The organism is Parvibaculum sp., from assembly GCF_049651025.1.
In the GTDB taxonomy this organism is placed as follows: Bacteria; Pseudomonadota; Alphaproteobacteria; order Parvibaculales; family Parvibaculaceae; genus Parvibaculum.
Map to the genome: position 1 here is coordinate 16,310 of NZ_JBASBH010000104.1, position 13,459 is coordinate 29,768.

General features: G+C 62.8%; 11 protein-coding genes. 4 read left to right on the top strand and 7 right to left on the bottom strand.

The window, feature by feature from the left end; genetic code table 11:
- The first annotated feature begins 1 nt into the window (after position 1).
- Together WA943_RS13600 and WA943_RS13605 are read left to right on the top strand one after the other, a co-directional pair.
- Positions 2 to 670, top strand: a complete 669-nt coding sequence (locus WA943_RS13600; RefSeq protein WP_424470426.1) for a sugar transferase — start codon at positions 2 to 4, stop codon at positions 668 to 670.
- 13 nt (positions 671 to 683) lie between these two features.
- The gene (locus WA943_RS13605) at positions 684 to 1,304 is read left to right on the top strand and encodes an acetyltransferase (protein ID WP_424470427.1); all 621 of its coding nucleotides are present in this window, start codon (positions 684 to 686) and stop codon (positions 1,302 to 1,304) included.
- 9 nt (positions 1,305 to 1,313) lie between these two features.
- Here WA943_RS13605 and WA943_RS13610 read toward each other — a convergent pair whose 3' ends face one another.
- From WA943_RS13610 to WA943_RS13630, 5 genes are all read right to left on the bottom strand, one after another.
- A complete protein-coding gene (locus tag WA943_RS13610) occupies positions 1,314 to 3,188 on the bottom strand; it encodes an ABC transporter ATP-binding protein (protein ID WP_424470428.1) in 1,875 nt (624 codons plus the stop codon).
- Positions 3,185 to 5,047: an ABC transporter ATP-binding protein gene (locus WA943_RS13615; protein ID WP_424470429.1), complete on the bottom strand. Its 1,863-nt coding sequence runs from the start codon at positions 5,045 to 5,047 to the stop codon at positions 3,185 to 3,187. The genes WA943_RS13610 and WA943_RS13615 overlap by 4 nt, the downstream gene beginning before the upstream one ends.
- A 169-nt stretch (positions 5,048 to 5,216) precedes the next feature.
- Entirely contained in the window at positions 5,217 to 6,443 is a 1,227-nt protein-coding gene (locus WA943_RS13620; RefSeq protein ID WP_424470430.1) for an MFS transporter, read from the bottom strand.
- A 19-nt stretch (positions 6,444 to 6,462) separates the two neighbouring features.
- The gene (locus WA943_RS13625; RefSeq protein ID WP_424470431.1) at positions 6,463 to 7,668 is read right to left on the bottom strand and encodes an acyl-CoA dehydrogenase; all 1,206 of its coding nucleotides are present in this window, start codon (positions 7,666 to 7,668) and stop codon (positions 6,463 to 6,465) included.
- Between the two features lie 208 nt (positions 7,669 to 7,876).
- A complete protein-coding gene (locus tag WA943_RS13630) occupies positions 7,877 to 8,770 on the bottom strand; it encodes a LysR family transcriptional regulator (protein ID WP_424470432.1) in 894 nt (297 codons plus the stop codon).
- Positions 8,771 to 8,868: 98 nt separating this feature from the next.
- On the opposite strand from WA943_RS13630, the gene WA943_RS13635 reads away from it, so the two are divergent.
- Positions 8,869 to 9,876, top strand: coding sequence for an NAD-dependent epimerase/dehydratase family protein (locus WA943_RS13635; protein ID WP_424470433.1), 1,008 nt, complete (start codon positions 8,869 to 8,871; stop codon positions 9,874 to 9,876).
- 463 nt (positions 9,877 to 10,339) lie between these two features.
- Here WA943_RS13635 and WA943_RS13640 read toward each other — a convergent pair whose 3' ends face one another.
- Together WA943_RS13640 and WA943_RS13645 are read right to left on the bottom strand one after the other, a co-directional pair.
- Positions 10,340 to 11,350 carry an NAD(P)H-dependent flavin oxidoreductase gene (locus tag WA943_RS13640; protein ID WP_424470434.1) on the bottom strand — a complete coding sequence of 337 codons (1,011 nt, stop codon included), beginning with the start codon at positions 11,348 to 11,350 and terminating at the stop codon, positions 10,340 to 10,342.
- A 107-nt stretch (positions 11,351 to 11,457) separates the two neighbouring features.
- A complete protein-coding gene (locus WA943_RS13645) occupies positions 11,458 to 12,396 on the bottom strand; it encodes a LysR family transcriptional regulator (RefSeq protein WP_424470435.1) in 939 nt (312 codons plus the stop codon).
- A 179-nt stretch (positions 12,397 to 12,575) separates the two neighbouring features.
- Here WA943_RS13645 and WA943_RS13650 point away from each other — a divergent pair.
- Positions 12,576 to 13,459 (top strand): NAD(P)H-dependent flavin oxidoreductase (locus tag WA943_RS13650; protein ID WP_424470436.1); only part of this gene is annotated, 884 nt, incomplete at its 3' end.

A 13,459-nucleotide genomic window follows, 5' to 3' on the forward strand; every position in this document is an offset into this window, starting at 1 on the left:
AATGGCAACCACGCCTTCAGAAAAAATCTATGACGTGGTGAAAAGGCCGCTGGATATGCTTTTGTCCGGTGCTGCTCTGGTCGTTCTTGCCGTGCCGATCATGGCGCTGGCGGTCGTCGTGCGCCTCTCCATCGGCTCGCCCGTTTTCTTCCGCCAGCCGCGTGTCGGGCGGGGCGGGCGCATCTTCACGCTGATCAAGTTCCGTTCCATGCGAGATGCGCGCGATGCGACGGGCCAGTTGCTCTCCGACGCCGAGCGCCTGACGCCGCTTGGCCGCTTCATGCGCCGCACAAGCCTCGACGAGCTTCCCGGTCTCTGGAATGTGCTGACCGGCGATATGAGCCTTGTCGGTCCGCGCCCGTTGCTCGTCGACTATCTGCCTTACTACACGCCCGAACAGGCGCGGCGGCACGCGGTCAGGCCCGGCATCACGGGGCTTGCGCAGGTGAACGGGCGCAATGCGGTCGATTGGAACACGCGCTTCCGCTTCGATCTCGACTATGTTGAGCGGCGCAGCTTCAGCCTCGATCTGGAAATACTGGCTCGGACGCTGTCGAAGGTGTTGCAAGGCCACGGTATCGAAAGCGAAACTGATCTGCCCATGCCGCGTTTCGACAATGAGGTGAGGGCGGGGCGCGCCAGCGGCACAGTGCCGCCAGCACCGAAATAGCGAGCGGCACGACATGAACACATCAACGATCCAGATCATCGGCGGCGGTGGGCATGCAAAGGTAGCAATCGCCGCCGCAGAAGCCGCCGGTATCGGCATCGCCGCGGTCTTTGACGATGATGCGAGCAAGCAGGGGCGCGACCTCATCGGCTACCGGATCAGCGGCGCCATTCCCGACGCCGCCTGGTGGCGCTCCGCCGATGTCGGCGCATTGATCGCGATCGGCGATGGCCGCGCGCGCCAGCGCATTGCCGCGCGTTGTCCCGCGCGCTGGCAGACGCTGATCCATCCCACCGCATGGGTCCATGCCAGCGCCCGGATCGGCGCAGGCACGCTCATTTGCGCAGGCGCGATCATCCAGCCGGATGCCGTCATTGGCGCGCATGCAATCATCAACACCGGCGCTGTCGTCGAGCATGATTGCAAGGTCGGCGACTTCGCGCATATTGCTCCCATGGCCTGCCTTGCAGGCGGTGCCTTCGTGGGTGATGGAACGCTGGTCGGCGCGGGCGCCGTCATTTCGCCTGCCGCCAAGGTTGGAAGCTGGTCGATCGTCGGCGCAGGCTCCGTCGTCCTCGGCGAAGTGGGCGATGGCCAGACAGTCATCGGCGTGCCCGCAAAACCGCTCGCCTGAACCGCGCGCCTAGTCCCGCACGTCCTGCACCTGCAGCTCATAGAGCGTCTTGTACGTGCCGCCCCTGGCGATCAGCTCCTCATGCGAGCCGATCTCGCGCACTTCGCCCTGCGTCAGCACGACAATGCGATGGGCCTCGCGGATCGTTTGCAGGCGGTGCGCGATGATGATGGACGTGCGCCCCTCGGTCAGCTTCGCGAGCGCATCCTGAATGACGAGTTCCGTTTCCGTGTCGATGCTTGCGGTTGCTTCATCGAGGATCAGCACTTCGGGGTTCATGGCAAGCACACGCGCAAAGGCGAGAAGCTGGCGCTGCCCGTGGCTCAGATTGCGCCCGCGTTCCGTCAGCGGCGTGTCATAGCCCTGCGGCAAGGTCGCGATGAAAGCGTCGGCATGAACGAGTTTCGCTGCGCGCTCCGCATCCGCCCGCGTGATCGACGGATTGCCGAGCGCGATATTGTCGTAGACCGAGCCCGAGAAAATATGGAAATCCTGCAGCACGACGCCGATGCGGCGGCGTATGTCGGACGGCGCAATATCCATGATGTCGATGCCGTCGATCAGGATCGAATTCGCAGGCACGTCATAGAAGCGGCAGAGCAGGCGGATCAGGCTCGTCTTGCCCGAGCCCGTCGGCCCGACAATCGCCACCTTCTCGCCCGGCGCAATGGTGAAACTCACATCCTTCAGGATCGGGCTTCCCGGCAGATAGCCGAAATTCAGATGCCGGAATTCCACCTCGCCCTTCAGATCGGCGGGGAGCGGCACGGGCCGCTCGGGTGCCTTCAGCGCCTCGTCCCAGTCCAGCGCCTGGAATATGCGCTCGCAGCTCGCCATGGCGCGAAAGACGACGTTCCATTGCTCGCCCATCGCGACGATGGGGCGGAAGAGCATGTCGGCAAATTGCGCGAAGAGAATGACGCTGCCAAGCGTCGCCACGCCGCCAAGCACATGATGCCCGCCGAACCAGATGATGACCGCAATCGCGATGAACGCCATGCTGTCCATCGCCGGGCCGTAATAGCTCTCGATGGCGACGGCGCGGTTTTCCTCGTTGCGGTTCTCGCGATTGATCGCGGTGTAATTCTCGTAATTGATGCGCTCGCGCCCATAAAGCTGAACGACTTCAATGCCGGACAGGTTCTCCTGCAAATTCTCGTTGAGCCGCGAAACCGATGAGCGGATCGCGCGATAGACATTGCGCGAGAAGTAACGAAACACCCATGTCGCAAGCGCTGCCAGCGGCAGGATCGCGAGTAACTCGAATGTCAGCGTTGAATTGAGCGCAAACATGATCGTGACGGCAACGAAGAACGGCACGAATTCGCCAAGCAGCACGCCGAAGCCCGCCAGCAGTTCAAACAGTGTCTCGATATCGTTGGTGAGCCGCGTCATCACGCGCCCGACGGCCACGCGGTCATAAAAGCTCGACGGTAGATGCTCGAGATGCGCAAAGAGATCGCGGCGCAAGTCGCGCAAGCCTTTCAGCACCGCACGCGCAAGCATGACGCGGAACCCGTGTCCGAACAGCGCCCAGAGCGCCGTCCATACAGCATAGAGTCCGCAGGCGACGACGAGCGGATGAAGCCCTGTCACGCCGTCGAGCCATGCGGCCAGAGCCTTCTGTCCGAGGTCCCGCGCATTCGCGTTCGATGCGGGCAGAAGAATCCCGTCAACGACAACGCGGCTGACAACGACCGGCGCCAGCACCGCCGCGCTTGCCGCCAACAGCACCAGCACGACCGCGCCGATCATCTGTGCGCGATAGGGCGCGATCCAATGCGTCAGCCGCCAGATGAGCCGCATGTCGAATTTGCGGATGTCGATATCGTCCTCGAAGATCGAGTAATCCTTCGCAGGCGCGTCTTTCACTGGCGCAGTCATAACGCGCTCTCCTCGGCAATCGCGCCGCTTGCGGCCAGCGCTTGCTTCAGCTCATCGCGCCGTCCTTGCGCGCGCTCCAGCGCTGCATAAAGCCCGTTTTTCGCCAGCAATTCCTGATGCGTTCCCACCTCCGCCACGCGCCCCTTGTCGAGCACGACGATGCGGTCGGCATGCCGCGCGGTGGACACGCGATGCGACACCATCAGCGTCGTCCGCCCCTGCCGCAGCTTCTTCAGCCGCGACAGGATGAACTCTTCGGTTTCCGTATCGACCGACGAGAAGCAGTCGTCGAGCAGCAGCACCGGCGTCTCGCGGATCAACCCGCGCGCGAGGCTCGCCCTTTGCTTCTGCCCGCCCGAAAGCGTCACGCCGCGCTCGCCGACCATGGTTTCAAGGCGCTTGGGAAAACGCCGGATCGTCGTTTCGAGATCGGCCGATTCCGCCGCCTCCCAGACTTCCTCCGTCGTACGCTCGGGATTGTCATAGGCGATGTTCTGTCCGAGCCGCGAGGCGAACAGAAACGGGTCCTGCGGCACCAGCGTCACGTGAGAGCGCACCTGCGCCAGCGGCAGCATGCGAATGTCGCGCCCGTCGAGATAGATCGTGCCCGGAGGCGGATCGAGCAGCCGCACGATGAGGCGCAGCAGCGTCGATTTGCCGGACCCGACGCGGCCAAGCACGGCAATCATCTCGCCGGGCTCGATTTCGAGCGACACATCGTCAAGCGCCGGCCAGCCGCCTTCGCGCTCCTGCCCGCGCCCGGCATGGGCGTAGGAAAGCCCGCGCACCGTGATCGCCCCGCCGATCTTGTCGAGCGGTGCTGCGTCCGGCGCATCGCGGATTTCCGGCTCGTGATCGAGAATTTCGAATATGCGTGCCGCCGCCGATCCGCCGCGCTGGAACAGCGTCACCATCACGCCGCCTTCCTTGATCGGCGAAAGCATCATGCCGAGATAGAAGATGAAGGCGGTGAAAGTGCCGACGCTGATTTCGCCCGACAGAACCTGCGCCCCGCCATAGCCGACGATGAGCAGCGTCGTGAAGCCGGTGATCGCCAGCATCCAGGCATTGAGCGCCGAGTTGAAATACATCAGCTTGTAATATTCGCTGGCATAGTCGCTCGAGGTTTCCTCGAAGCGCCGGATCTCATGCGCTTCCTGCGCATGCGTCTGAATGGTGCGGATGCCGTTCAGGTTTTCCTGCACCTGCGCCGAGAGGTTCGAGAAGCCTTCCTGCACAATGGTCGACTGGCTGAAAATCTTGTTCGCCAGTACCCAGCCGAAAATCGCAAAGAAGGGCAGGGCAGGCAGCAGCAAAAGCGTCAGCGATGCCGACTGCTGAAGCATGAAGATGAAGGCGATGATGCCGGAAAATCCGAGTACGAAGAGAAGCCGGGTGCCGAGCCCGATCATCTGGCGGATGAGCGAAATATCGTTGATCGCCCGAGCCATCAGATCGCCGGTCGTATAGCCCGCGAAGAAACGCGGCCCCATCAGTTCCAGATGCCAGTAAAGCCGCTGGCGAAGCTCGAAGGCGACTTCCACGCCCACCTCGCGCACGAAGCGCCGTCCGTAATTGAACGAGAAATATCGCGCGACCATCAGCGCGAGAATATAGAGCGCAGGCTCGGCAAGGCGCATGTCGCCCGCCGCCATGCGGTCGATGCCGATTTTGAGGCAAAGCGGCATGAAGGCTTCAAGCAGCCGCCCGAGATTGATGAGCGACATGCCGCCCCAGAACCGCCAGGGCATGCGATGAATGAAGGGAATGAGCCGCCACAGCGGGTTCCGGGTTTTTGATTTCTGGCGCGCGATATCCACGAGGATCAGACCGGGCTTGGCGACGCTCAACGCGCGCACATAGCCGGTTCCCGTCGGCCAACCCCTGCGGGGTGCGGCGGCGTGTCCGGCCTTTTGAAACGGATATTCGAACTATACGCCCTCATTCGTGATTCGGAAGGGCGGCAAGCGGAGCATCATTCTTATCGTCGCCCATGTGCCCGCATTGTCACATGGCCGCGGATCGCGGTCAGGCCGTGCGAAGTTTCTCCGGAATGAAGCGTTTCAGGTCCGGCAGGAACACGGCGAGCAGGCCGAGGAGCGGCAGAAACGAACAAACCTCATAGACGAATTTTATGCTCGTCGCATCGGCAAGCACGCCGAGCAGCGCCGCCCCCAATCCGCCCATGCCGAAGGCGAACCCGAAGAAGAGCCCGGCGACCGTCCCGACGCGGCCCGGCAACAATTCCTGCGCATAGACGACAATGGCGGGAAATGCCGATGCCAGGATGAGCCCGATGGGAACCGTCAGCACGCCCGTCCAGAAGAAATTTGCATAAGGCAGGGCAAGCGTGAAGGGCAGCACGCCAAGGATCGAGCCCCAGATCACATAGCGGCGTCCGAACCTGTCGCCCAGCGGCCCGCCAATGATCGTGCCCGCCGCCACCGCGCCGAGGAAAACGAACAGCATGATCTGCGACGTATGGATCGGCGTGTGGAACTTGTCGATGAGATAGAAAGTGTAATAGCTGCTGAGGCTCGCCATGTAGAAATACTTGGAGAAAATCAGCGCCAGCAGGATCGCGATCGACATGCCGATCTGTCGGCGCGTCAGGGTGACAGCGCTGGTCAGAATGGCGTCGGCCTTTGCGCTCGCCACGGCGCGGCGCTTGTACCAGCCGCCGACATTCCAGAGCAGAACCATGCCGAGCGCCGCCGCCATCGAGAACCAGGCAATGCTCGTCTGGCCGCGCTGGATGACGATCAATGCGGCAAGCAGCGGCCCGATAGCCGAGCCGAGATTGCCACCGACCTGAAAGAAGGATTGCGCAAAGCCGTGCCTTCCGCCCGATGCCATCCGCGCAATGCGCGACGCTTCGGGGTGGAACACGGATGAGCCCGTGCCGATCAGCATGGCGGCGGCAAGTACGGCTGGAAAGCTCGTCGCAAAGGCAAGCAGCAAAAGGCCCGACAGCGTGAAGCCCATGCCGATGGAAAGCGAATAGGGCCGCGCCTTCTTGTCCGTGTAGTGGCCGACCACCGGTTGCAGTAGCGAGGCGGTGATCTGATAGACAAAGGTGATGAGGCCGACCTGCCCGAAGCTGAGCGAGAACTCGGTTTTCAGCATCGGATAAATGGCCGGCAGCAACGACTGCATCATGTCGTTGAGGAAATGGCTGAAGCTCAGCGCGACGAGTACCGCGCCCGCCGTGTTCCGCACCGCAACGTCATCGACCTTCGCCGTCGCTTCGCTCATTTACCACTCCTGCAGGGCCTCAAGAAAACGCCGCTATCCCCGTGATCTCGCGTCCAAGGATCAGCGCATGAACGTCATGCGTGCCCTCATATGTGTTCACCGCTTCGAGGTTCATCACATGGCGGATGACATGATACTCGTCCGAAACGCCATTGCCGCCATGCATGTCGCGGGCGACGCGGGCGATGTCGAGTGCCTTGCCGCAATTGTTGCGCTTCATCAGCGAGATCGCCGCAGGCGCCGCCGTGCCCGCATCGAACATGCGGCCAAGCTGCAGGCAGCCTTGCAGGCCGAGCGTGATTTCCGTCTGCATGTCGGCAAGCTTCTTCTGGATGAGCTGGTTGGCGGCGAGCGGCCGTCCGAACTGCTTGCGCTCCAGCGTATAGTCGCGCGCCGCATGCCAGCAGAATTCCGCCGCGCCCATCGCGCCCCAGGCAATGCCGTAGCGCGCGCGATTGAGGCAACCGAAAGGACCGGCAAGCCCGCGCACATTGGGCAGCAGGTTTTCATCCGGAACGAAAACATCCTGCAGCGAAATCTCGCCCGTCACCGAAGCGCGTAACGAGAACTTGCCTTCGATCTTCGGCGTCGTGAAACCCTTGAACGCGCGCTCGACGACAAAGCCGCGGATCACATCGTCTTCGGTCTTTGCCCAGACGACAGCAAGGTCCGCGATCGGCGCATTGGTGATCCACATCTTCGCGCCGTTGAGAATATAGCCGCCATCGACCTTCTTCGCCCGCGTCACCATCGACCCCGGATCGGAGCCGTGATCGGGCTCGGTCAGTCCGAAGCAGCCGACCCATTCGCCGGTGGCGAGCTTCGGCAGATATTTTTCGCGCTGCGCCTCCGTGCCATAGGCATAGATCGGATGCATGACGAGCGAGGACTGCACGCTCATCGCAGAGCGATAGCCGCTATCCACGCGCTCCACTTCGCGCGCCGCCAGCCCATAGGACACATAGTTGAGCCCCGCGCAGCCATATTTCTCCGGCAGCGTCGGCCCGAGCAACCCTTGAGCGCCCATCTCGTTCATGATCTCGCGATGGAAAATCTCGTGGCGGTTGGCTTCCTTCACCCGCGTGAGGAGCTTTTCCTGCGCGAAGGCCCGCGCGGCATCGCGCACCAGCCGCTCTTCCTCGGTCAGTTGCTCTTCCAGCAGCAGCGGATCCTGCCAGTTGAAGGGCGCAAGCGGCGGATTGGCTTTGGTGGCGGCTTGGGACATCTTGACCTCGCGGAAAGCGGAATTTTGCCGCTGATATAGCAGGTGGGGCAGGGATGCGCGACTCTCGGTTGGGCAGAGGCCTCGTCCTTCGAGACGGGCCTTTGGCCCTCCTCAGGATGAGGAGCCGAACTGGAAATAAACCGCCTTCGACCCTCACCCTGAGGAGCGCGAGCAAGGCTCGCGCGTCTCGAAGGGCAAGGCCCGACGCCTAGCCTCCGGCCGCATAGGCTCCGAGTTCTGCCGCCAGATGGTCGAACATCAGCCGCATCCGAAGGCTGGTCTTCAAATCTTCATGCATGGCGATCCAGACATCGAGTTCGAAATGGGCCATGCCCGGCAGCACATGCACCAGCTCCGGATATTTCTTCGCCAGCGCAAACTGGCAAACGCCAAGCCCGAAGCCCGCCCGCAAGGCCGCAAACTGCGCCACATCGCTGTCGCATCGAAAGGCAAAAAGATCGCGCGTCAGCTCAAAGCCGAAATCCTTCAGCCGCCGCACCGAAGGCTCGCGGTCATAGCCGATGAGCGGATGCTGCGGCAGTTCCTCCATCGTTTGCGGTGCGCCATGCGCCTCGATATAGGCCCTGTGCGCATGAAGCCCGAGCCTGACCACGCCCACCTTGCGCGCCACCAGCGCCGCCTGCGTGGGCCGGATCATGCGTACCGCAATATCCGCCTCTCGCTGCAACAGGTCTTCCGTGCGGTTGGACAGCATCACCTCGATGACGATGCGCGGATGGGCCTCACGAAAGGCGGCGAGAATGGGCGGCAGCACTTCCGTGCCGATGATTTCGCTCGCCGTAATCCTGACCGTGCCCCGGTCTTCTTCCGCCTCGCCGGACGCCGCGCGCTGCAGAGCCTCCGCCGCACTGGCCATGGCCTCCGCATGAGGCACCAGCGCCAGCGCGCTTTCGGTCGGCGCAAGCCCGCCCTGCGAGCGGGTGAACAGGGCAATCCCGAGCCCCGCCTCCAGCGCATCGATATGGCGGCCAACGGTCGGCTGCGTCAGGCCGAGCAGCCGCGCCGCCCCCGAAAGGCTGCCCTCGCGGATAACGGCCAGCAGCGTCCTGTAGAGTTCCCATCCGGGTTCGGTCTGTGCCATACAAAAAAGTATAAAGACTAGCGAAATTTCGGCAATTCATATTCGTTCGTGAATGGATCACCTTCCTGTCATCAACTCGGAGGACAGGAGACGACCCCATGACCCGCACAGCACTCATCATCGGCGCAACCGGCGGCATCGGCAGCGAAACGGCGCTGGCCCTTGGTGCACGCGGCTGGCGCATCCGCGCTCTCAACCGCAATCCCGCCAAGGCCGCCCGCGACATGGCCTTTCTCGGCCCCGTCGAATGGGTGAAGGGCGACGCCATGAACAAGGCCGACGTGGTCGCCGCCGCCAAGGGCGTCAGCCTCGTCGTCCATGCCGCAAACCCGCCCGGCTACAAGAACTGGAAGGGCACGGCGCTTCCCATGCTCGAAAGCTCGATCGCCGCCGCGAAGGCCGCGGGCGTCCGCCTCGTCTTCCCCGGCACGGTTTACAATTACGGCCCCGATGCATTCCCGCTCGTCGCCGAAACCGCGCCGCAAAACCCGCATACCCGCAAAGGCGCGATCCGCGTCGCCATGGAGCAGCGTCTTCAGCAAGCCTCCAGCGAAGGCGTCTCTGTCCTCATCGTCCGCGCCGGCGACTTCTTCGGTCCCCATGGCGGCAACAACTGGTTCGGTCAGGGCATTGTGAAGCCCGGCAAACCCGTCCGTAGCGTGACATATCCCGGCAGCCACAAAGTCGGCCACGCATGGGCCTTCCTGCCGGACCTTGCCGAAACGATTGCCCGCCTCGTCGATCGCCAGTCCGAGCTTGGCGCTTTCGAAACCTTCCACTTCGGCGGCCACTGGTTCGATGAAGGCGTCGAGTTCGCCCATGCAACGGCCCGCGCCGCAGGCGTCCCCGACGCGCCGGTGAAGCGCCTGCCATGGTTCGCCCTCACGCTTCTCTCGCCCTTCATGGAGACGTTCCGCGAAATGCGGGAGATGCGCTACCTCTGGAAACAGCCCCTCCGGCTCGACAACACCAAACTCGTCGCCTTCCTCGGGCAAGAGCCCCACACACCGACCGACCAGGCACTCCGCGTCGCACTCACCGGCCTCGGCTGCCTGAAACCCGCCGCCTCACATCTCGAATTCACCGCCATTCAAGGGAGAGCATAATGTCTTATCCGGCATCCATCCGCCGCCGCGCCGAACGCATCATGGTCACACTCGTCATGTCCACCTTCGTCGGCTACGTCACCATCTTCGCAATCAGCGCGACACGCTTCATGGCCTGAGGCAAAACCGCAAACACCGCCGTCGTCCCGGGACTCGTTCCGGGGGCGGTACCCCCACCCGTCATGGCCGGGCTCGACCCGGCCATCCACGTCTTCCTTCCTCAATGGCCGCAAAGACGTGGATACGCGGGTCAAGCCCGCGCATGACGACCATATTTGAAGGCTTCGTTCTGGCAGGCGCTCGCCACAACCACCGCCGTCGTCCCGGGACTCGTTCCCGGGACCCATCTTCCCACAAACGCCGACGAACCTGCTGGACTCCGACACAACAACACGGACGCGCACTACAAACAAAAATGGCGGCGCAACACCGCGCCGCCATTTCCTGTCTCGGAGCGAAAACCTTACTCGGCCGCAGCAGCCTTCAACGCTGCCAGCGCCTCGCGCGGCATCTTCGCGGCGAATTCCGAGCAGGCCTGCACATATTCGCGCTTCAACCGATCAACCAGTTCAGCCACCGGCGGCGCGTCCTTGATCTGGCCGATGCCCTGGCCCGAACCCCAGATGTCCTTCCACGCTTTCTGCTTCATGTTGCCGCCCGAGCCGAAATTCATCTTCGACTTGTCGGCAGCCGGAAGATTGTGCGGATCGAGGCCCGCAGCCGCGACGGACGGCGCGAGGTAGTTGCCATGCACGCCGGTAAAGAGGTTCGTGTAAACGATGTCGTCAGCCGCATAGTCGATCAGATGCTGCTTGTAGCCCTGTTCCGCATTCGCTTCCGCTGTCGCTACGAAACGCGTGCCCATATAGGCAAGGTCCGCGCCCAGCGCGAGCGTCGAGGCAATGCCATAGCCGTCCGACAGCGCGCCCGACAGGATCACCGTTCCGTCGAACCACTGCTTCACCTCACGCACCAGCGCGAAGGGCGACAGTGTGCCCGCATGTCCACCGGCACCAGCGCAAACGAGGATCAGCCCGTCCACGCCTTGCTCGGCTGCCTTCTTCGCATGCTTGACGTTGATGACGTCATGGAAGACCACGCCGCCATAGGAATGCGCGGCGGTGACGACTTCCTCGGGCGGGCGCAAGCTGGTGATGATGATCGGCACTTCAAGCTTCGTGCAAACCTCGATGTCGTGCATCAGCCGGTCGTTCGAGGCGTGGCAGATCTGGTTCACCGCAAAAGGGGCGACCTTCTTGTCCGGGTTCGCCGCCTGATATTCGGCAAGTTCCGTCTTGATGCGGACGATCCACTCCTCCAGCACATGCGCGGGCCGCGCATTCAGCGCCGGAAACGAACCGACAATGCCTGCCTTGCATTGCGCGATGACCAGTTCCGGCCCCGACACGATGAAAAGCGGCGAGCCGATAACGGGAAGCTCAAGGCTGTTCTTGAGGCAGTTCGGAAGCGACATGGGTTCTCTCCAGAAGAAATGAATTGCCGAAACTATGACGCGGATCGGCCCGTCGCGCCTGTCCGCCAGCGTGCATTGAACTGTTCATCGCTGTTCAGGGTGCCTGTTCAGCGGCCCGTCAGCTTTGCCCGGTCGGTCTTGGCTTTCGCCGTGATGAAATCCATGACCGCGCGCACTGGCGGCGTGTCCTTCAGATCGGGATGGGCGAGCAGCCACATCTCCGTCGTGCTGAAAAGCTTCTCCGGCGATATGCGCACCAGTTGCGGATAGCTGTCGCCCGTCATGCAGGTCAGCGGCGCAATGCCGGTCCCGGCGAGAACAGCGTAGACCGTGTCGATCTGCGACGAGAAACGGAAATGCGTCGGCGTATCGCGCGTCACATGTGCGCTCCAGCGCGAAAATTCCTGACCTGACGACGAGCCCGCAAAGCCGAGGATCGTATGCTCGGCCCATTCCTCGCGCCGCGTCGGCAGCCCGTGTTTCGCCGCATATTCCTTCGAGGCATAGAAGGCGACGCCGAGCCGCCCGATCTTGCGCCCGACGAGGTTTTCCTCGCCCGGCCCATAAAGCCGGATCACGATGTCGGCCTCGCGGCGGCGCACGCTGGCGGGCCAGCTCTCGGTCACGAATTCAAGTTCAAGCCCCGGATACTGCGCATGGAAGCTCGTCAGATGCGGCACCAGCCATTGCCCGGCAATGCCCGACGCGACCGAAATGCGTACCGTGCCGCGCGGCTCGCCGTCTTCGGCAATGGCCGCCCGCGCCGCGCGCTCCGCCGCCGTCGCCATCGGCTCGACTTCGGCGCGCAATCGCTCGCCCGCCGCCGTCAGCGCATAGCCGACCGGTTCGCGAATAAAGAGTTTCGCGCCAAGCTCTTTCTCAAGCGCCGTTATGTGCCGTCCGACCGTCGCATGGCTCAGCTTGAGCTTGCGTCCAGCGCCTGAAAGGCTTGCCGTTTCGGCCACGGCGAGAAAAATGCGATAGGCGTCCCAGCCCGATCCGCCGCTTCCTGTTTCGCTGATCGCCGGACTCTGTCTGTTCAGCATTGAACACGTCCCCGCTTGTTTCTGCAGGGAAGATGGTCCCATTGGCCGCGGATTTCAAGCGCCGATGGCTTACGTAGCGGAAGCCCCGGCCTGCAATCGCCTGTGCAAAAGCGTCCCGCCTTCTGCTAGAAATGGCTCAACTTCTATTGGCCTACACACCTGCTTCAGGGGAGAGAAAAGTGATCAAAACCAGATTTACGGAAATGTTCGGCGTCGAGCATCCGATCGTTCAGGGCGGTATGCAGTGGGTTGGCCGCGCCTCGCTCGTCTCGGCGGTCGCCAATGCCGGCGCGCTCGGCTTCATCACGGCGCTGACGCAGCCGACGCCGGAAGACCTTGTGAAGGAAATCGCGAAGTGTCGCGAGATGACCGACAAGCCCTTCGGCGTCAACCTCACCATCCTGCCCGCGCTGACGCCGCCGCCTTACGCGGAATATCGCCAAGCCATCATCGAAAGCGGCATCAAGATCGTCGAAACGGCGGGCTACAAGCCGCAAGAGCATGTCGACGACTTCAAGAAGCATGGCGTGAAGGTCATCCACAAATGCACCGCCGTCCGTCATGCGCTCTCTGCCGAGCGCATGGGCGTCGATGCGATCTCGATCGACGGCTTTGAATGTGCGGGCCATCCCGGCGAAGACGACATTCCGGGCCTGATCCTCATTCCCGCCGCTGCCGACAAGATCAAGATTCCGATGATCGCCTCGGGCGGCTTCGGAGACGCGCGCGGCCTCGTTGCGGCGCTGGCCCTTGGTGCCGAAGGCATCAATATGGGCACGCGCTTCATGTGCACCGTCGAAAGCCCGATCCATCAGAAGGTGAAGGAGCAGATCGTCGCCAATGACGAGCGCGCGACCGACCTCATCTTCCGTACCCTGCACAATACGGCCCGCGTCGCCAGAAACGTCGTCTCTCAGGAAGTCGTCGCCATCGAGAAGAAGGGCGGCGCGACCATCGACGATGTCCGCCATCTCGTCGCCGGTGCGCGCGGCAAGGTCGTCTATGAAGCCGGTGATCCCGATCATGGCATCTGGTCGGCCGGCATGGTCCAGGGCCTCATCCA

Bases quoted from the DNA above. Each gene is read 5' to 3' on its own strand.
- WA943_RS13600 (WP_424470426.1), top strand. From the start codon at position 2: ATGGCAACCACGCCTTCAGAAAAAATCTATGACGTGGTGAAAAGGCCG.
- WA943_RS13605 (WP_424470427.1), top strand. From the start codon at position 684: ATGAACACATCAACGATCCAGATCATCGGCGGCGGTGGGCATGCAAAG.
- WA943_RS13610 (WP_424470428.1), bottom strand. From the start codon at position 3,188: ATGACTGCGCCAGTGAAAGACGCGCCTGCGAAGGATTACTCGATCTTC.
- WA943_RS13620 (WP_424470430.1), bottom strand. From the start codon at position 6,443: ATGAGCGAAGCGACGGCGAAGGTCGATGACGTTGCGGTGCGGAACACG.
- WA943_RS13625 (WP_424470431.1), bottom strand. From the start codon at position 7,668: ATGTCCCAAGCCGCCACCAAAGCCAATCCGCCGCTTGCGCCCTTCAAC.
- WA943_RS13630 (WP_424470432.1), bottom strand. From the start codon at position 8,770: ATGGCACAGACCGAACCCGGATGGGAACTCTACAGGACGCTGCTGGCC.
- WA943_RS13635 (WP_424470433.1), top strand. From the start codon at position 8,869: ATGACCCGCACAGCACTCATCATCGGCGCAACCGGCGGCATCGGCAGC.
- WA943_RS13640 (WP_424470434.1), bottom strand. From the start codon at position 11,350: ATGTCGCTTCCGAACTGCCTCAAGAACAGCCTTGAGCTTCCCGTTATC.
- WA943_RS13645 (WP_424470435.1), bottom strand. From the start codon at position 12,396: ATGCTGAACAGACAGAGTCCGGCGATCAGCGAAACAGGAAGCGGCGGA.